The sequence below is a fragment of the Bradyrhizobium barranii subsp. barranii genome, from assembly GCF_017565645.3.
GTDB lineage: Bacteria > Pseudomonadota > Alphaproteobacteria > Rhizobiales > Xanthobacteraceae > Bradyrhizobium > Bradyrhizobium barranii.
On sequence record NZ_CP086136.1, the window covers coordinates 9,473,520 to 9,492,422 of the forward strand.

Annotated in this window: 18 protein-coding genes and 1 other RNA gene; 13 read left to right on the top strand and 6 right to left on the bottom strand. The window is 64.7% G+C overall.

Going from position 1 to position 18,903, the window contains the following annotated elements; translation table 11 throughout:
- Window positions 1-595 precede the first annotated feature (595 nt).
- From J4G43_RS46010 to J4G43_RS46020, 3 genes are read left to right on the top strand one after another with little or no spacing between them, the layout of a single operon-like run.
- On the top strand, window positions 596-1,060 hold the full coding sequence (locus J4G43_RS46010) for a (2Fe-2S)-binding protein (protein ID WP_208088790.1): 465 nt from the start codon (window positions 596-598) through the stop codon (window positions 1,058-1,060).
- An 8-nt stretch (window positions 1,061-1,068) separates the two neighbouring features.
- Entirely contained in the window at window positions 1,069-3,237 is a 2,169-nt protein-coding gene (locus J4G43_RS46015) for a xanthine dehydrogenase family protein molybdopterin-binding subunit (protein ID WP_208088791.1), read from the top strand.
- Complete coding sequence (locus J4G43_RS46020) at window positions 3,234-4,577, top strand: c-type cytochrome (RefSeq protein ID WP_208088792.1); 1,344 nt, start codon at window positions 3,234-3,236, stop codon at window positions 4,575-4,577. Before J4G43_RS46015 ends, J4G43_RS46020 begins: the two co-directional genes overlap by 4 nt.
- Before the next feature lie 270 nt (window positions 4,578-4,847).
- Here the strand turns inward: J4G43_RS46020 and J4G43_RS46025 are convergent, their stop codons facing one another.
- Window positions 4,848-5,945: a cyclase family protein gene (locus J4G43_RS46025; RefSeq protein ID WP_208088793.1), complete on the bottom strand. Its 1,098-nt coding sequence runs from the start codon at window positions 5,943-5,945 to the stop codon at window positions 4,848-4,850.
- Window positions 5,946-6,065: 120 nt separating this feature from the next.
- Between J4G43_RS46025 and J4G43_RS46030 the strand changes: the two genes are divergently transcribed.
- Both J4G43_RS46030 and J4G43_RS46035 read left to right on the top strand, forming a co-directional pair.
- Complete coding sequence (locus tag J4G43_RS46030) at window positions 6,066-6,890, top strand: CobW family GTP-binding protein (protein ID WP_225005537.1); 825 nt, start codon at window positions 6,066-6,068, stop codon at window positions 6,888-6,890.
- On the top strand, window positions 6,851-7,135 hold the full coding sequence (locus J4G43_RS46035; RefSeq protein WP_225005539.1) for a CobW C-terminal domain-containing protein: 285 nt from the start codon (window positions 6,851-6,853) through the stop codon (window positions 7,133-7,135). Before J4G43_RS46030 ends, J4G43_RS46035 begins: the two co-directional genes overlap by 40 nt.
- 205 nt (window positions 7,136-7,340) lie before the next feature.
- On the opposite strand, the gene J4G43_RS46040 is transcribed toward J4G43_RS46035, so the two are convergent.
- The 5 genes from J4G43_RS46040 to J4G43_RS46060 form a co-directional block, all read right to left on the bottom strand.
- The gene (locus J4G43_RS46040) at window positions 7,341-8,165 is read right to left on the bottom strand and encodes a TIGR00282 family metallophosphoesterase (protein WP_028150900.1); all 825 of its coding nucleotides are present in this window, start codon (window positions 8,163-8,165) and stop codon (window positions 7,341-7,343) included.
- Window positions 8,143-8,739 (bottom strand): 5-formyltetrahydrofolate cyclo-ligase, encoded by a 597-nt coding sequence (locus J4G43_RS46045; RefSeq protein WP_208088794.1) that lies wholly within the window; start codon window positions 8,737-8,739, stop codon window positions 8,143-8,145. Before J4G43_RS46045 ends, J4G43_RS46040 begins: the two co-directional genes overlap by 23 nt.
- Window positions 8,740-8,982: 243 nt before the next feature.
- Window positions 8,983-9,143: non-coding RNA, 6S RNA (gene ssrS / locus J4G43_RS46050), on the bottom strand.
- Between the two features lie 59 nt (window positions 9,144-9,202).
- A complete protein-coding gene (locus tag J4G43_RS46055) occupies window positions 9,203-9,586 on the bottom strand; it encodes a cell division protein ZapA (RefSeq protein ID WP_028150902.1) in 384 nt (127 codons plus the stop codon).
- Window positions 9,583-9,903: a DUF4164 domain-containing protein gene (locus J4G43_RS46060; protein ID WP_020608063.1), complete on the bottom strand. Its 321-nt coding sequence runs from the start codon at window positions 9,901-9,903 to the stop codon at window positions 9,583-9,585. The genes J4G43_RS46055 and J4G43_RS46060 overlap by 4 nt, the downstream gene beginning before the upstream one ends.
- On the opposite strand from J4G43_RS46060, the gene J4G43_RS46065 reads away from it, so the two are divergent.
- From J4G43_RS46065 to J4G43_RS46100, 8 genes are all read left to right on the top strand, one after another.
- A complete protein-coding gene (locus tag J4G43_RS46065; protein WP_208089633.1) occupies window positions 9,824-10,006 on the top strand; it encodes a hypothetical protein in 183 nt (60 codons plus the stop codon). The genes J4G43_RS46060 and J4G43_RS46065 overlap by 80 nt on opposite strands.
- Window positions 10,007-10,188: 182 nt before the next feature.
- Entirely contained in the window at window positions 10,189-12,174 is a 1,986-nt protein-coding gene (gene tkt, locus J4G43_RS46070; RefSeq protein ID WP_208088795.1) for a transketolase, read from the top strand.
- 168 nt (window positions 12,175-12,342) lie between these two features.
- Window positions 12,343-13,350, top strand: coding sequence for a type I glyceraldehyde-3-phosphate dehydrogenase (gene gap / locus J4G43_RS46075; protein WP_085401784.1), 1,008 nt, complete (start codon window positions 12,343-12,345; stop codon window positions 13,348-13,350).
- A 138-nt stretch (window positions 13,351-13,488) separates the two neighbouring features.
- The gene (locus tag J4G43_RS46080; protein ID WP_063981025.1) at window positions 13,489-14,685 is read left to right on the top strand and encodes a phosphoglycerate kinase; all 1,197 of its coding nucleotides are present in this window, start codon (window positions 13,489-13,491) and stop codon (window positions 14,683-14,685) included.
- A gap of 52 nt (window positions 14,686-14,737) precedes the next feature.
- A complete protein-coding gene (gene fba / locus J4G43_RS46085; protein WP_071916654.1) occupies window positions 14,738-15,805 on the top strand; it encodes a class II fructose-bisphosphate aldolase in 1,068 nt (355 codons plus the stop codon).
- A 242-nt stretch (window positions 15,806-16,047) separates the two neighbouring features.
- A complete protein-coding gene (locus J4G43_RS46090) occupies window positions 16,048-17,073 on the top strand; it encodes a class I fructose-bisphosphate aldolase (protein ID WP_208088796.1) in 1,026 nt (341 codons plus the stop codon).
- A gap of 3 nt (window positions 17,074-17,076) precedes the next feature.
- Complete coding sequence (locus tag J4G43_RS46095; RefSeq protein WP_135214706.1) at window positions 17,077-17,751, top strand: thiamine phosphate synthase; 675 nt, start codon at window positions 17,077-17,079, stop codon at window positions 17,749-17,751.
- Window positions 17,752-17,759: 8 nt separating this feature from the next.
- Window positions 17,760-18,842, top strand: coding sequence for a tetratricopeptide repeat protein (locus J4G43_RS46100; protein WP_208088797.1), 1,083 nt, complete (start codon window positions 17,760-17,762; stop codon window positions 18,840-18,842).
- Window positions 18,843-18,903 lie beyond the last annotated feature (61 nt).

Here is an 18,903-nt window from a genome sequence, read left to right on the forward strand (position 1 = left end):
AAAGGTTCGTGGTTCAATAGGTTACGGGGGCTTCCGAATAACAAAGGATGGCCGCGAATAGCCGCGAACAGCTAACCTTTTCCCCTTGTGGGAGAAGGTGGCGCGAAGCGCCGGATGAGGGGTCTCTATCGGCGGGCAAAGCTGCTTCGGAATGAGAGGATCATACGCGGAGACAGACCCCTCACCCGAGTGAGTCTGCGTCTACCGGTGTCGCTGCCCTCTCCCACAAGGGGAGAGGGCACAACAATGAGCCGTTGCAATTGATCCCGTGGCCGCGCTCGCCACGGCCCGACTTTCCCAATCGCACGAATTTCGTCATCGCATGAATTTCCGCATTCGCACGATCATCTGCGGCGATCAACGATGCGTACGACGAAAATGCGTCACAACATGACGATTATCATATCAACTAGCCCAATTCCGCTGCAGCGATCGCCGCACAAATTCGTGAACGTCATGGCCTGACGCGTCGGCAGCGCAAATATGCATCGCCAGAAATTCTGGCGCTTCATCGTTTCGCATCAGTATGATTATTGTCGCGCACGAATTCGCCGACTAGATCGCCGCAAGCGATCAAGCGAGCAAGGGGATGCTTATGGCAACAACTCTCACCATCAACGGCGAAACCAAATCCTTCGACGCGCCGCCGGAAATGCCGCTGCTGTGGGTGCTGCGCGACATCCTCGGAATGACCGGCACCAAATTCGGCTGCGGCATCGCGCAATGCGGCGCCTGCACGGTGCATGTCGACGGCAAGGCGGTGCGGTCCTGCGTGCTGTCGGTCAGCGCGGTCGCGAACCGTGCCATCACCACCATCGAACATGTCGGCAATACGCCCGCAGGCGCGAAGGTGCAAAAAGCCTGGCTCGATCTCGAGGTGGTCCAGTGCGGCTATTGCCAATCCGGCCAGATCATGGCGGCCGCCGCTCTACTGGCAACCACCTCTCATCCGGATGATTCCGACATCGACGCCGCGATGGCCGGCAACATCTGCCGCTGCGGCACCTATGTGCGCATCCGCGAGGCCATCAAGCAGGCCGCCTCCGGCCGGCAGTCGTGAGGTCCGCCATGAATGCACACAACAGCCTCTCCCGCCGCACGCTTCTGACCGGCGGTGTGGCGACCGGTTTCCTGCTCGCCTTTCACTTGCCCCTGCGGGCCGCCGTCAATGAGCCGGAGCAGCCGAAGGATACGACCGACGGCAAGTTCGCGCCCAACGCCTTCATCCGTATCGACGAGACCGGCCAGACCACGCTGATCATGCCGCAGGTGGAGATGGGTCAGGGCATCTACACCTCGATCTCGATGGTTCTGGCCGAAGAGCTCGACGCCGATTGGGCAAAGGTCGCGGCGTTGCACGCGCCGCCGAACGACAAGTTCTACGCCAATCCCGCCTTCGGACTGCAGGCGACGGGTGGTTCGACGTCGATCCGCGCCTGGTGGAAGCCGCTACGCGAAGCGGGTGCCAGCGCGCGCGCGATGCTGGTGCAGGCCGCCGCCGCGCAATGGCAGGTCGAGCCCGCGAGTTGCACGACGTCCAAGGGCGAAGTCATCCATGCGGCAAGCGGCCGCAAGCTCGGCTATGGTGAGCTCGCGCTGGCGGCACAGAGCCAGACACCGCCGAAGGATGTCCCGGTCAAGGACCCCAAGGACTTCGTCCTCATAGGCCAACCGCTGAAGCGGCTGGATACACCGGACAAGGTCAACGGCAAAGTCGTCTACGGCATCGACGCGATCCTGCCCAACATGAAGATTGCCGCGATCGCCAATTGCCCGGTGTTCGGCGGCAAGGTCGGCAAGGTCGATGACAGCGCAGCGATGAAAGTCGCCGGCGTGCGCAAGGTCGTCGTGCTCGACGACGCCGTCGCCGTGATCGGCGATCACATGTGGGCGGCCAAGAAGGGTCTCGAAGCGCTCAAGATCGAGTGGAACGAAGGACCGAACGCCAAGATCTCCACCAAGGACATCTGGGACGATTTACGCAAGGCCAGCGAGAAGGATGGCGCGATCGCGAAATCCGTCGGCGACATCGCCAAGGGGCTTGCCAGCGGAGACAAGTTCGAGGCGAGCTTCGAACTGCCGTTCCTCGCGCATGCCTCGATGGAGCCGATCAACGCCACCGTTCACGTCAGGCCGGATGCCTGCGAGATCTGGACCGGCACACAAATCATGACGCGCGTGCAGTCGGAGGCGGCGAAGGCCGCCGGCCTTCCCGTCGAGAAGGTGATCGTCAACCAGCACCTGCTCGGCGGCGGTTTCGGCCGCAAGCTCGAGCCCGACATGGTGGTTGCGGCGGTCAAGATCGCCAAGCAGGTCGACTATCCCGTCAAGGTGATATGGACCCGCGAGGAGGACATCCAGCACGACGTCTACCGCCCGGTCTATCGCGACCAGGTCAATGCGACCCTGGTCGACGGCAAGGTGGCGGCCTGGAAGTACAAGATCGCAGGTTCTGCGGTGATTGCCCGCTGGCTGCCGCCAGCGTTCCAGAAGGGCGTCGATATCGACGCGGTCGACGCCGCCGTGGAGACGCCCTACGACTTTCCCAACTTCCACGTCGAATATGTCCGTGCCGAGCCACCGGCTGTGCCGACCGGCTTCTGGCGCGGTGTCGGCCCGAACAACAATGTGTTCGCGTTCGAATGCGCGCTGGACGAACTTGCGCGCAAGGCCGGCAAGGATCCGGTCGAATTCCGAAGGTCGATGCTGACCAAGACTCCGCGTGCGCTCGCGGTGCTCAACCTTGCCGCGGAGAAATCCGGCTGGGGCCAACCGCTGCCGGCCCGCGTTGGCCGTGGCGTCTGCCTGCAGCCATCGTTTGCGAGCTTCCTCGCAACTGTTGTGGAAGCCGAGATCGACGACATCGGCGAGATCACGCTGCGCCGCATCACCTCGGTGGTCGACACCGGCATTGCGGTCAACCCCGATACGATCAAGGCGCAGATCGAGGGCGGGCTGATCTTCGGCCTCACCGCCGCGCTCTATGGCGAGATCACCATCGACAAGGGCCGCGTGCAGCAGTCGAACTTCCACGACTACCGCATGATGCGCATCAACGAGACGCCGAAGATCGAGGTCATCGTGGTCAAGAGCGGCGAAGCGCCCGGCGCCATCGGCGAAGCCGGCGTCAATGCCGGACCACCGGCGCTGCGCAACGCGATCTACGCCGCAACCGGCGTGGCGCTGCGGCGCCTGCCGATCGATCGGAAACTTCTGGCTGCGGGGAAGAAGGCATGAGCGGCAAGATGCGTATCCTCACAAGCCTGGTCGTGATCGCCATCGTGGTGGCGGCGCTCGGCGTCTGGATCATCCGCGGGCCCGGCCCGCTCGACTTCGCCGGCGGCACCAAAGTGGCGCTGGCGGATTATGGCGCCGGCAAGCCGACCGGCGTACCGGCCAAGCTGGAGAAAGCGAGTGCGGTCGAGCGCGGCGAGTATCTCGCGAAGGCGGCCGACTGCATGGTCTGCCACACCAAGCCCGGCGAGAAGGAATATTCCGGCGGGCTCGGCTTCAAGCTGCCGTTCGGCACGCTCTATTCGACCAACATCACGCCAGACAAGGACACCGGCATCGGCAATTACAGCGACCAGGATTTCCTCAACGCGGTCCAGCGCGGCACGCGTCATGACGGCGCGCGGCTCTATCCGGCCATGCCCTACACGTCCTACACCTACATGACGGACGAGGACGTGCTGGCGGTGAAGGCGTATCTGTTCAGCCTGCCGGCCGTGCGCGCGAAAGCGCCCGACAACACGCTGTCGTTCCCGTTCAACCAGCGCTGGGCGATGATCTTCTGGTCGGCCGTGTTCAATCCGGACACGCGCTTTACGCCGGATACCTCGAAGAGCCCGGAGTGGAACAGAGGTGCGTATCTCGCCGAAGCGCTGGCGCATTGCGGCGAGTGCCACACGCCGCGCAATCTCGGCTTTGCGCTCGACAACCGCAAGAAGTTCGGCGGCGCGATCACGGCGGGCTGGCGCGCCTTCAACATCTCCTCCGACAAGGCCACCGGCCTCGGCAATTGGCGCGACGAGGACCTGATCTCGTATCTCTCGCTCGGCCACGCACCGGGCCACGGCTCGGCCTCGGGTCCGATGGGCGAAGCGGTCGATCACAGCTTCAGCAAGTTTGCTCCCGAAGACATCCGCGCGGTCGTCGCCTATCTGCGCAGCGTGCCGCCGGTGGCCTCGCCCGACCTGCCTGCCACCACGGCGCCGGCCGCGCCCGCCTCGCACAAGGACGGCGTCACGGCAGACGCACGCGGCAATATTGTGTTCGCCAGCGCCTGCGCCAGCTGCCACGGCTGGAGCGGCGAGAGCCCGGTCTCGCCGATGGCGACGCTGACCGGCACCTGGGCCGTCAACGACCCCGCCGCCACCAACGTCGCGCAGATCGTGCTGTCGGGCACCAAGCGGCATACGCCCGACGGCGCGCTCTCGATGCCGGCGTTCGGCGATGCGTATAGCGACGACGAGATCGCGGCGGTGGCGAACTACGTCACGGCACGGTTCGGCACCAAGGGCTCGAAGCTGACGGCGAAGGATGTGGCGGAGCTAAGGGAGCAGACGGCGGAGTAGCGTACGACGAGATTGACGCGTGATCGCGCGCCAATCTCCACCGTCGTCCCGGACAAGCGAAGCGCAGATCCGGGACCCATACCCACAGGGCGGGGTTTGGCGAAGATTCGGTGTGGGAGCTGTGCTTTACACTAGTCCCTGGGGTTATGGGTCCCCGCCCCCGTGCGCAATTGCGCACTAGGCGGGGACGACGGCGAGTGTGTGTGGCAACGCTTTCAGCCCAACCAAAACTTCGGCGTGGGCTTCCCTCACCCACGCCGATGCGTATCGTCACGTAATCGCAATCGGGCAGCCGTTGCTGCCCGTTGCGCCCTTGATGGGGGCCGGGGTGAAGGAATAGACGAACTGGTATTTCTTGTCGGCGATCAGATCGTCGAAGATCAGGTTCTCGTGGTTGTGGATGCCGTGCTTGGTCTGCAGCTCGGAGTGGACCACGAAAGCGAGCGACTTGTCGGGATTGGGCACCACCTCGACCGCCCATGTGTCGGCGCCGGTCAGCGCAAGATCCTTTTCGACCACCCACTTCGCAGCATCGAGGCCGATGCCCGGCTCGCCGCTGTTGAAGCGATCGTTGTTCTTCATCCACAGCGAGCCCCAGCCGGTGTGGAACATGATCGCGTCGCCAGGCTTGATGTCGCTCTCGGGAATGTTCTGCTTCGCTAGCGCCGCCTTGATGTCAGCCGAGGTGATCTCCTGCCCCGCATCCATCATGCCGCCCTTGAGCGCGACCATGTCGAGCAGATGCGCGCGGGTGAAGATCGGCTTAAGCTTCTCGACGCCAAGCTTCTTGAGCCCGTATGCGTCGCTAATTTCTGCGGCTGTGAAGCCATTGTAGAATCGCATCTCGCTCTTGTCGCCGTCCTTGCCGAGCTGGATTCCAATATGGCCGAGGCCGTCGAACTGCGTACCGGTCTGGCCGATCTCGGTGGCCAGGAATTCGTCGTGATAGACCATCTTATTGTCACCGAACGGGCCGCCGGTCGGGCTGCCGGGAATGCGCAGTGCGAATATACGCGCACCAAACAACGGCATGGCGGCTTCGTAGACGCGGCCGATCTTGTAGATCTTGCCGTCCTTGATCCATTTCGCCGCGTCGAGGACCTTCGCCGGGGTCATGTGGTTGGATGCGCCGGACTCGTCATCCTTACCCCATTTCGATGGCCACCAGGGCTTGTCGGTGCCCTTGGGCATGGAGGTTGCAGTCTGCGCCTGGGCCTCACTGATCGGTGCAAGCGCGAACTTGCCGTGCATCGAGCCGGCGAGCGCGGCTCCAGCAACGCCGGCGATGCCTGCGGTGCGGAGCAGGGTCCGGCGATCCGTCGTGGAGCCGCCGCCGTCTTGATCTACGTTATTGATCTCGTTAGACATTCCACCCTCCCAGGTTGTGGTCAGAACAATGTCTGACTCTAAAATTGTTTCCGCTAGCCTCCTCCTCCGCTACGCTGTTGTCCAGCGACAAAAATAAGACGGCCGACGCGAGAGCTTCCCATGGGCCTGTTCGAAAGCGATAAATCCGCGCAGCGACTTCCGGTATCGCTGATCACCGGCTTTCTCGGCAGCGGCAAGACCACGCTGCTCAATCGCTTGCTGCGGCACGACGGCATGAAGGACAGCGCCGTCATCATCAACGAGTACGGCGAAGTCGGCCTCGACCATCTCCTGGTCGAACGCGTCGACGGCGAAGTCGCCGTGCTTGCGAGCGGATGCATCTGCTGCACCATCCGCAGCGACCTGGAGCAGACGCTGCGAGACCTTCTGGTGAAGCGGGACCGCGGCGAGATTCCGCCGTTCCGCCGTATCCTGGTCGAGACCACCGGGCTCGCCGACCCCGCGCCGATCGTGCAGCTCCTGCTCAACAATCCGCTCGTCTCGCACTTCCTGCGGCTCGACACGGTCGTGACCACGGTCGATGCGGTCAACGCGCCGCATCAGCTCGATCGGCAGTATGAGGCGGTGAAACAGGTAGCGTTGGCCGACCGGCTGTTGATCACCAAGAGCGACCTGGTCGAGGACATCGCGGCGCTTGAGCTGCGTCTGCGGCGGCTCAATCCCGGCGCCAGAATCGAAAGCGTCAGTCACGGCGAGATCGATCCCGCGCAGCTATTCGGCGCCGGCCTGATCGATCCCGAGCTGAAAAGGATAGACGTCGAGCGCTGGCTCAACGAGCGGGCCTTCGCGGAACCAGATGCGCACGCGCCGGCCATGCGCATCACGATCATCACGCGCACCATGATCATGGCCATCATGATCACGATGCGTCGATCGCGAGCTTCATGCTGGCGTTCGACGAGCCGCTCGACTGGATGGCCGTGACGCACTGGCTTGCGCATTTACGCAACGCGCGCGGCCAGGACCTGCTGCGGGTGAAGGGGATCCTCAATCTCCGTGACGAACCGGCGCCGATCGTGATCCATGGCGTGCATCACGTCTTCCATCCGCCGGTGGCACTCAGCGGCTGGCCCGACAGCGATCGCCGCTCGCGCATCGTCTTCATCACGCGTGGGATCTTGCGCGCGGAAGTGCTTGAGCTCTGGCAGGCGGTTCGCGCCGCAGCGTGAGGCGCGTCGAAATGAGCGACGCTGCTCTTACCTCCCCTGGAGGGGGAGGGTCGATCGCGCGAAGCGCGAGCGGGGTGGGGTGATCTCTCCACGCGGGCACTGTTCGTCGCGGAGGGACCGTCACCCCACCCCGCTACGCATTCCGCTTCGCTTCATGCGTAGCGACCCTCCCCCTCCAGGGGAGGGTGGCCAATACCGCGAGACTTCAGCTCAACCAGAATTTCGGCGTCGCTGGCTCCAGCCGGCCGCCGACGCGCACCGGCGCAATCTTTAGCGCAAGGCCCGTGGCATCGTCCGTCTCGACCGCAACGCCGCTGAGCGTCGCCACGCCCGCGGCCGGCTCGAACCGGCCGGAGGGAATCCCCGACGTGAAGCGCCGCAGCGGTTCTTCCTTCTGCATGCCGATGATGGAATCGTAATCGCCGGTCATGCCGGCGTCGGTCATGTAGGCGGTGCCGCCCGACAGGATCTGGTGGTCGGCGGTCGGCACATGGGTGTGGGTGCCGACGACGAGGCTGGCGCGGCCGTCGCAGAAGAAGCCGATGCCCTGCTTCTCGCTGGTCGCCTCGCAATGGAAGTCGACGACGATGGCGTCGGCGGCAACGCCGAGCGGACAGGCACCAAGCTCACGCTCGAGCGCGGCAAAGGGATCGTCGAACGGAGTCATGAAGACGCGGCCGAGCGCGTTGACGACGAGCGCGTGCTTGCCATTCTTGGTCTCCACCAGCGCGGCGCCGCGGCCGGGCGTGCCGCGCGGGTAGTTCGTCGGCCGCACCAGGCGTTCGGCGCGCTCGATGAACACCAGGGCTTCACGCTGGTCCCAGGAGTGATTGCCGAGCGTCACCGCGTCGGCCCCGGCATCGAGAAACTCCTGATAGATCGCTTCCGTGATGCCGAAGCCACCGGCGGAATTCTCGCCGTTGACGACGACGAAATCGAGCGACCAGTCCTTGACCATGCCGGGCAGATATTCCGCGATGGCGTTGCGGCCGCTACGGCCGACGACATCACCCACGAAGAGAATGCGCAACTTCAGAACTCCGGAAATCGAACACGTCCGATTCCGTTAGCACATAATCCAGCGCGACGTCGTGCGATAGTGCCGGAACCGCCTTGATCTCCTGCGCTGCAAAAGCAAGCCCGATGCCGACGATCTGCTTGGTCTTGCGCAGATGCGCGAAGGTGTGGTCGTAGTGCCCGGCGCCATAGCCGATGCGATGGCCGAGACGGTCGAAGGCCGCGAGCGGCGTCAGCATGATGTCGGGGATGACTTCGGCCGCGGCCGGCGACGGCTCGGGAATGCCGAGCGGGCCGAGCATCAGGCGGTCGTTCGGATGGAAGATACGGAAGACCAGCGACTGGCCGCGGGCGGTGACGCAGGGCAGCGCGAGCTTTGCGCCCGCCTCGGCGAGTGCCTTCATCAGCGGCAGCGGATCGATCTCGCTGCGGATCGGGGAATAGCCGGAGACGATGCTGCCGGGCAGCAGTTCGAACGGCAGCCCGCGCTTGGCGAGCTTTGCGGCGGCGGCGGTGCGCTTCTTCTCGCTCAGCGCGTCGCGCGCCGCGAGGGCTTTGGCACGGAGTTCGGCTTTCGAATTGGACATGCGCGTTTTCCCCCGAAGGCAGAGCCTTGCTCCACTGTCATCAGCCGCCTTGTGCGCCCTTGCGCACTGGAGCGGGTGATCCAGTATTCCAGAGACGCCAGTGCTAGACCTCGACGCCGCGGCGTACTGGATGCCCCGCCCCCGTGCGCAATTGCGCACTAGGCGGGGCATGACACCGAGATTGAACCGCAAGCGTGTCGGGGACGCAATTCGACGGGCACGAACCAGAAGGAAGAAAAACAGTGCGAAGCCGCGAACGCCGTTGAAGCACTCGATCCCGGAGTTCCCTACGAAAGTAGGTGGGCACCATATGTCCGAGCCCACGGGCCCGGCCAGGGACAGTTCCCTAAAGGATCGATAAGGCCCCGGGGATATATGGCTCCTGACGCACGTCGCAGCCTCGCCCGCGCAATGTAACAACGATACTGACGAACCGCCAGCCCAACGGGCGGTCCGCCCAAAATCAGCCGATCGCGATCCCGTTGCCCACCGTCCGGTTCAGAACCTGGGTCGACTTCTCGATGCGCTCGGCGGCGGCGTTGAGCGCATTCACCACGGCGGTCTGGGTCATCCGGGCGCGCTCGACGGCGGCATTGCGGAAATCCCTGAGCTCAGTCAGCTCCTGCTCCATGGTGCGGACGCGGTTGCCGACGTCGACCAGTTCGTCGCAGACGGTCAGCGCCGCCATCACGGTGAGCCTGGCATCACCGATCTCGCCGAATTTTCCGCGCAGCGACTGAATTCGCGTCTCCAGGCTTTCGGCGAGCTTGAGCAGCCGCACCTCCTGGCCCTCCTCGCAGGCCATGCGGTATTGCCGGCCGTTGATGGTGACGTTGATGTGGCTCATCCGTCCTCTCCGGTATCGAGCACCGAGCGTATCGTGACGATTGCGGAATCCAGCCGATCGGAGATTTCGCGATTGGTGCGCTCGAGCTTGCGCGCCTTCACCAGCGCGCCGTCGAGCTCATCGGCAAGCCGCGAGCGATCCGCGCCCAGTGCCTGGATTCGCGCCGCGAGCTCGTTCTCGTCGCGATCGGCATCGCGCCGCCGCTCCACCGCGCTTTCAAGCGCGTCGAGCGCCGCCATGAGTCTGCGGGTCGCGATCTCGATCTCGACGGCCGAGGACTCCGTCATCGCAGAGCTGTTGGAAACGCGATCGTTCATGCAGTCAGCGGCGGAACCTGTGGCCTTGCCCGTGGGGCTTGCCGTCCGGCAAAAGACTCGGTTCGGCAAACGGTTAGAAGCAGAAATTTACGTGGCAAGCTAGCGGAGCGCAACGCCGCCGCGAAACTATGCACTGCTAAGCAACTTTTACGGCCAAACCGACGTTTGATTGCCTTGGACTCCCGGAACCGAGGTGCTATCCCAGCCCAACCTTCCGTGGCCGCCAGGCTCCCCCCACGCGGCCCGCACCACCGCCAAGCGCCTCATTTCAGACGGATTTCAGACATGACGCAAGTCGACCACAACCGCATGGCCAACGCGATCCGTGGCCTCTCGATGGACGCTGTCGAGAAGGCGAAATCGGGCCATCCCGGCCTGCCGATGGGCGCCGCCGACGTCGCCACGGTGCTGTTCACGCAATTCCTGAAATTCGACGCCACTGCCACCGACTGGCCCGACCGCGACCGCTTCGTGCTCTCGGCCGGCCACGGTTCGATGCTGCTCTATTCGCTGCTGTATCTGACCGGCAATGCCGACATGACGCTGGATCAGCTCAAGCAGTTCCGCCAGCTCGGCGGCTTGACCCCGGGCCATCCCGAGAACTTCCACACCAAGGGCATCGAGACCACCACCGGTCCGCTCGGCCAGGGGATCTCGACCGCGGTCGGCATGGCGCTCGCCGAGAAGATGCTGGCCGCCGAATTCGGCAAGAAGATCGTCGACCACCACACCTACGTGCTCGCCTCCGACGGCGACCTAATGGAAGGCGTGTCGCAGGAAGCGATCGCGATGGCCGGACACTGGAAGCTCAACAAGCTGATCGTGCTCTACGACGACAACGGCATCTCGATCGACGGGCCGACCTCGATCTCCGATTCCGTCGACCAGGTGAAGCGCTTCAAGTCCGCGGGCTGGGCCGCCGAAAAGATCGACGGCCATGACCAGGCCGCCATCACTGCTGCGATCACCCGCGCGCAAAAATCCAACAAGCCGACGCTGATCGCCTGCCGCACCACCATCGGCTTCGGCGCGCCGCATAAGGCCGGCACCGCGAAGGCGCATGGCGAAGCGCTCGGCGCCGACGAGCTCAAGGCCGCCAAGGAAAATCTCGGCATCTCGCTCGAGCCGTTCTCGGTGCCGGATGACGTGCTGAAGGCCTGGCGCGCAGCCGGCAGCCGCGGCGCGGCGGCACGACAGGAATGGGAGGGACGGCTCGGTGAGCTCGGCAGCCGCAAGCGCGCCGAGTTCGAGCGCCGTCTGCGTCACGAGCGTCCGGCCTCGCTCGCGAAGGCCGTGCGCGCGTACAAGAAAGAGCTGCTGGAAAAGCCGATGACTGCGGCGACCCGCAAATCCTCGGAAGCGGTGATCGAAGTCATCGCCGGCGCGATGCCGATGGAATTCCTCGCCGGCTCCGCCGACCTCACCGGCTCCAACAACAACAAGGCGAAGTCGGCGACGGCCTTCTCCGCCAAGACACCCAAGGGCCGCTTCATTCATTACGGCATCCGCGAGCACGGCATGGCGGCTGCGATGAATGGCATCTTCCTGCATGGCGGCTTCGCGCCGAACGGCGCGACCTTCCTGGTGTTCACCGACTATGCGCGTCCCGCGATGCGCCTTGCCGCGTTGATGGGCGCCGGCGTCGTCTACGTGATGACGCACGACTCCATCGGCCTCGGCGAAGACGGCCCGACCCACCAGCCGGTCGAGCATCTCGCCGCACTTCGCGCCATTCCGAACATGCGCGTGTTCCGCCCCGCTGACTCCATCGAGGTCGCCGAGTGCTGGGAGCTTGCGCTCAATCGTATCGACGGTCCGACCGTGCTGGCGCTGACGCGGCAGAACCTGCCGCAGCTCCGCACCAATGCGCCGAACGACATTCCCTGCGCGGCCGGCGCCTACGAGCTGGTCGCCGCCCAGGGCGAAGCCAAGGCAACGCTGTTCGCTTCCGGCTCCGAGGTCGAGATCGCGGTCGCCGCCCAGAAGCAGCTCGCCGAGCGCGGCATCGCGTCACGGGTGGTCTCGGTGCCCTCGCTCGAGCTTTTGTTAGCGCAACCAGAAGCCAAGCGTGCCGAGATCATCGGCAACGCGCCGGTGAAGGTCGCGATCGAGGCCGCAGTGCGCTGGGGCTGGGATGCCGTGATCGGCCAGGATGGCGAATTTATCGGCATGCATTCGTTCGGCGCGAGCGCGCCGGCAAAGGATCTTTACAAGCATTTCGGCATTACCGCCGAGGCTGCGGTTAACGCTGTGCTGAAGCGCGTTAGCTGAGAGTTGAGCTTGCCAAAAAAAAGGACTACGTAGTCTCTCATATGATCAAGCATCGCCCGGCCGAACCGGGCGTCCGCCCTAAAAAACCCTCGCAGGCGCGCTAAGCGCGTTGTGCGGGATGATTGGGGTTATCGAACACGTCATTGAACGGTCATAAGGAGATGAAACATGGCAGTCCGCGTCGGAATTAACGGTTTTGGCCGCATCGGCCGCAACATCCTGCGGGCTATTGCCGAGTCTGGCCGCAAGGACATCGAGGTCGTCGGCATCAACGACCTCGGCCCGGTCGAGACCAACGCGCACCTCCTTCGCTTCGACAGCGTCCATGGCCGCTTCCCCGGCACCGTGACCGTCGATGGCGACTCCATCAACCTCGGCGGCGGCAAGATCAAGGTGACCGCCGAGCGCGATCCCTCGAAGCTGCCCTGGAAGGATCTCGGCGTCGACATCGCGATGGAATGCACCGGCATCTTCACCGCGAAGGACAAGGCGTCCGCGCATCTCACCGCCGGCGCCAAGCGCGTTCTCGTTTCCGCGCCCGCCGACGGCGCCGACGCCACCATCGTCTACGGCGTCAACCACGACACGCTGACCAAGGATCACCTGGTCGTCTCCAACGGCTCCTGCACCACCAACTGCCTCGCGCCGGTCGCCAAGGTGCTGAACGACCTGGTCGGCATCGAGACCGGCTTCATGACCACGATCCACGCCTACACCGGCGACCAGCCGACGCTGGACACGCTACACAAGGATCTCTACCGCGGCCGTGCGGCGGCGATGTCGATGATCCCGACCTCGACCGGCGCGGCGAAGGCAATCGGCCTCGTGCTCCCGGAACTCAAGGGCAAGCTCGACGGCGTCTCGATCCGCGTGCCGTCCCCGAACGTCTCGGTCATCGACCTCAAGATCGTCGCCAAGCGCGCCACCGACGCCAAGGAAATCAACGCGGCGATGAAGCGGGCCTCCGAGCAGCAGCTCAAGGGCATTCTCGGCTATACCAATCAGCCGAACGTCTCGATCGACTTCAACCACGATCCGCACTCCTCGACCTTCCACGAGGACCAGACCAAGGTGCAGAACGGCACGCTGGTGCGCGTGATGTCCTGGTACGACAACGAGTGGGGCTTCTCGAACCGCATGGCGGACACCGCCGTCGCGTTCGCGAAGGTGATCTAACTCCGCTCTCGTGTCCCGGACGCGATGCAGCGTGAAACGCTGCGTCGCAGATCCGGGACCCATGTCCCTCCAGCGTAGGTCCCGGTTCTGCGCGGCGGCACTCCGCGCCGCTTTGCGCCCGGGACAAGAGAGTGTCCGATGACCAACAAATTCCGCACCCTCGACGACGTCGATGTGAAGGGCAAGCGCGTGCTGCTGCGCGTCGATCTCAACGTGCCCATGGACAACGGGCGCGTCAGCGACGCAACCCGGCTCGAGCGCGTTGCGCCGACCATCACCGAAATTTCGGACAAGGGCGGCAAGGTCATCCTGCTCGCGCATTTCGGCCGGCCGAAGGGACGCGACCCCAAGGAGTCGCTCAAGCCGGTTGCTGAAGCGCTGTCGAAGGTCGTGAACAGGCCCGTCGCCTTCGCCGACGACTGTGTCGGCGAGCCCGCGGCCACGGCCGTGGCGGCGCTGAAGGATGGCGACATCCTGTGCCTGGAAAATACCCGCTTCCACAAGGAAGAGGAAAAGAACGATCCCGCCTTCGTCGCGGAGTTGGCGAAACTCGGCGACATCTGGGTCAATGACGCCTTCTCGGCCGCGCACCGCGCCCATGCCACGACCGAAGGCCTCGGCCACAAGCTGCCGGCCTATGCCGGCCGCACCATGCAGGCCGAGCTCGTCGCGCTGGAGAAGGCGCTGGGTTCGCCGACCAAGCCCGTCATCGCGATCATCGGCGGCGCCAAGGTCTCGACCAAGATCGATCTGCTCGAAAACCTCGTGACCAAGGTCGACGCGCTCGTGATCGGCGGCGGCATGGCCAACACCTTCCTGCACGCCCAGGGCGTTGGGATCGGCAAGTCGCTGGCCGAGAAGGATCTCGCCGCGACGGCGATCCGCATCATGGAGAAGGCGGAAGCCGCCAATTGCGCGATCATCCTGCCGGTCGACGCCACCGTCGCCTATCATTTCGCGGCGAACGCGCCCTCGCATGCCTACGGGCTCGATGCGATCCCGGCCGACGGCATGATCCTCGACGTCGGCCCGCAATCGATCGCGCGTGTCCACGCCGCCATCGACGACGCTGCCACGCTGGTCTGGAACGGACCGCTCGGCGCCTTCGAGATGCAGCCCTTCGACCGCGGAACCGTGTCGGCGGCCAAGCATGCCGCCGAGCGCACCAAGGCCAAGAAGCTGATCTCGATCGCGGGCGGCGGCGACACGGTCGCGGCGCTCAACCAGGCCCATGTGGCCGGTCAATTCACTTATGTCTCGACCGCCGGTGGCGCATTTCTTGAATGGATGGAAGGCAAGCCCCTTCCCGGCGTCGAAGTTCTGCGCACCAAGTAATCAGTCGGCCTTTTAAGTCGGCCTTGCAGGCCCAAACCGGAGAAAAAGACAGATGGCTCGGATCACGTTACGTCAATTGCTCGACCATGCAGCGGAGAACGATTACGGCGTACCGGCCTTCAACATCAACAACATGGAGCAGGCGCTGGCGATCATGGACGCGGCCAACACGGTCGACGCGCCCGTCATCATCCAGGCCTCGCGCGGCGCGCGCTCCTACGCCAACGACATCATGCTCAAGCACATGATGGACGCGGTGACCGAGATCTATCCGCACATTCCGGTCTGCGTGCATCTCGACCACGGCAACGAGGCCGCGACCTGCATGACCGCGATCCAGGCCGGCTTCACCTCCGTCATGATGGACGGCTCGCTCAAGGCCGACGGCAAGAGCCCGGCCGACTGGACCTACAATGTCGGCGTCACCAAGACCGTGACCGACATGGCCCATCTCGGCGGCATCTCGGTCGAGGGCGAACTCGGCGTGCTCGGCTCGCTCGAGACAGGCATGGGTGACAAGGAAGACGGCCACGGCGCCGAAGGCAAGCTGAGCCACGACCAGCTCCTGACCAATCCGGACGAGGCCGTGAAGTTCGTCCAGGAGACCAAGGTGGACGCGCTCGCGATCGCGATGGGCACCTCGCATGGCGCCTACAAATTCACCCGCAAGCCCGACGGCGACATCCTCGCCATGAAGGTGATCGAGGAGATCCACCGCAAGTTGCCGAACACGCATCTGGTGATGCACGGCTCCTCGTCGGTGCCGCAGGACCTCCAGGACATCATCAACGAGTTCGGCGGCAAGATGAAGCCGACCTGGGGCGTGCCGGTCGCCGAGATCCAGCGCGGCATCAAGAACGGCGTGCGCAAGATCAACATCGACACCGACAACCGCATGGCCATGACCGGCCAGATCCGCAAGGTGTTCAAGGAGCACCCGGAAGAGTTCGATCCGCGCAAGTACCTGAAGCCCGCCATGGAAGCCATGACCAAGCTGTGCAAGCAGCGGCTCCAGGAGTTCAATACCGCAGGCCAGGCCTCCAAGTTCAAGAAGGTCCTGACCCCCGCCGAGATGGCCAAGCGCTACGCCAAGGGCGAGCTGGATCCGAAGGTGGCGTAAGGCCTTCAGCCACATCCTCCCGTCATTCCGGGACACGCGAAGCGTGGGCTATGATGCGCAATTGCGCATCTGAGAATCCATAACCACAGCCTGGGGTTATGGATTCCGGGCCTGCGCCTTTCGGCGCATCCCGGAATGACAGAGGGCCCCCTTTTACCCTGCGACGAACGTTAACTCGGCAATTGCCCGAGAACGGTCTATTTTCACAGGCAAGGGCAGAATCGTTTTGGGAGGACCTCTCGATGAATCTGACTGAGCTCAACAGGATCGCGACCGCCATGGTCGCGCCCGGCAAGGGCATCCTTGCCGCCGACGAATCCTCCGGCACCATCAAGAAGCGCTTTGACGCGATCGGGGTGGAATCGACGGAAGGCAATCGCCGCGACTATCGCGAGATGCTGTTCCGCTCCAGGGAGGCCATGAGCCAGTGCATCTCCGGCGTGATCCTCTATGACGAGACGATCTGGCAGGATGCGAAGGACGGCACGCCGCTGGTCAAGCTGATCGAGCAGAGCGGCGCCATTCCGGGCATCAAGGTCGACGAGGGCACGCAAGCCCTGCCGATGTGCCCGGGCGAGCTCGTCACCGTCGGGCTCGACAAGCTCGCCGAGCGCCTGAAGAAATACTACGAGCGCGGCGCGCGCTTCGCCAAATGGCGCGCCGTGATCGATATCGGCAGCGGCATTCCCTCGATGACCGCGATCGGCGTCAACGCCCATGCGCTGGCCCGCTACGCAGCACTGTGCCAGGCCGCGCAGATCGTGCCGATCGTCGAGCCTGAGGTGCTGATGGACGGCGATCACGACATCGACCGCTGCTATGAAGTGACGACCCGCGTGCTCAACAAGACCTTCCAGGAATTACGCGTGCAGCGCGTTGCGCTCGAAGGCATGGTGCTGAAGCCGAACATGGCGATCTCTGGCAAGAAGTGCGCGAAGCAGGCTCCCGTCGAGGAAGTCGCGGAGAAGACAATTCGGCTGCTGAAGGCCTGCGTGCCCGCGGCCGTGCCCGGCATCGCCTTCCTCTCCGGCGGCCAGTCGGACGAAGAGGCGACGGCGCATCTCAACGCCATGCACAAGCTCGGCCCGCTGCCCTGGGGCCTGACCTTCTCCTACGGCCGCGCGCTGCAGGCCGCGCCGCAGAAGGCCTGGTCCGGCAAGGCCGAGAATGTCGCAGCCGGCCAAAATGCATTCAGCCACCGCGCCCGGATGAATGGTCTGGCGTCCAAGGGCGAATGGCAAAGCAGCCTGGAAAAGAAAGCAGCCTAGATCTTGTCGAACAAATCGCCTCCGCCGCGCCCGGCGCCGCGTCTCTATCTCGCGACGCCTGCCATCGATGATCCCGCTGCGTTCGTCGCCGAGCTGCCGGGCCTGCTCGCTGCCGCCGACGTCGCGGCCGTGCTGCTGCGGCTGAAGGAGACCGACCAGCGCACCATGATCACGCGCATCAAGGCGCTGGCCCCGCCGGTCCAGAAGGCGGGCGCCGCGCTGCTCGTTGAAGGTCATGCCGAACTGGTCGCACGTGGCGGCGCCGACGGCGCGCACCTGCCCGGCATCGCGGCGCTGAAAGAAGCGCTGCCATCGCTCAAGCCCGATCGCATCGCCGGCGTCGGCGGGCTGACGACGCGGCACCATTCCATGGATGCGGGCGAGATAGGCGCGGACTACGTGCTGTTCGGCGAACCTGACGCAAAGGGCCAACGCCCGTCGTCCCAGGCGATCGCCGAGCGGCTGGACTGGTGGGCCGAGCTGTTCGAGCCGCCCTGCGTCGGCTTTGCCACCTCGCTCGAAGAGGCGCACGACTTCGCCGCCAGCGGCGCCGATTTCGTGCTGGTCGGCGATTTCGTCTGGTCCGATCCGCGCGGTCCCAAGGCCGCGCTGATCGAGGTCGACGCTGAGATCAAGAAGGCCCATGCGGCTGCGCTTGCGGGTCAGGAGCACGGCTAGCGCCCGACATGAAGCTCCCGCGCATCACCATCCTGGCCACGCTGCTGCTGACGGCGCCCGCGGCCGCGCAGCTCCAGATCACGCCGCCGGTGGCCACGCCGAGCGCTGTGCCTGAGAAACAGAAGCCCAAGCCGCCTCCGGCCGCCAAGAAGAAGGAGGCCGCGCCGGCGCCAAAACCTTCGGCCTCGCCCAAGCCGGCCGCCTCGCCCAAGCCGGCGCTGCCCGCAACCGTGATCCCCGCACCGGCAACCGACAATCCCAATGTCGACCTGGTGTTCGGCGCCTATCAGCGCGGCCAGTACAAGACGGCGTTCGATCTCGCCACCGCCCGCGCACAAGCGGGCGATCCCAAGGCGATGACCATGCTCGGCGAGCTCTATTCCAACGCCATGGGCATCCGCCGCGACTACGCCAAGGCGCTGGAATGGTACAAGCGCGCCTCCGATGCCGGCGACCGCGAGGCGATGTTCGCGCTCGCCATGCTACGAATTTCCGGCCGCGGCGGCTCGGTCGACAAAGGCGAGGCAGTGAAGCTGATGGCTTCCGCCGCCAAGCTCGGCGAGCCCAAGGCGGCCTATAACCTCGCGCTGCTCTATCTCGACGGCCAGACCCTGCCGCAGGACGTCAAGCGCTCCGCCGAGCTGCTGCGTCAGGCCGCCGACGCCGGCCTGCCCGAGGCGCAATACGCGCTGGCGACCTTCTACAAGGAAGGCACCGGCGTGCCGAAGGACCCGGAACGCGCGGTGCGGCTGCTCCAGGCGGCTTCACTGGCGGACAATGTCGATGCCGAGGTCGAATATGCCATCGCCATGTTCAACGGCACCGGCACGGTGAAGAACCAGCCGGCCGCCGTCGCGTTGCTCCGCAAGGCCTCCCGCCAGGGCAGCGCGATCGCGCAGAACCGCCTGGCCTGGGTGCTGATCAACGGCATGGGCACGTCCGTGGACAAGGTCGAGGGCTTTAAATGGCACCTGGTGGCGAAAACCTCCGGCAAGGGCGATCCGGAGCTCGACAAGCAATTGTCCGACCTGCCGGCCGAGGACCGGGGCAAGGCCGAGGCCGCCGCCAGAAAATGGCTCGGGACCAAATGACTTGACGCAAAGGCCCTCGCAGGGCACCCCATCGTTCAAACAGGCGTGATTTCGCGCCATT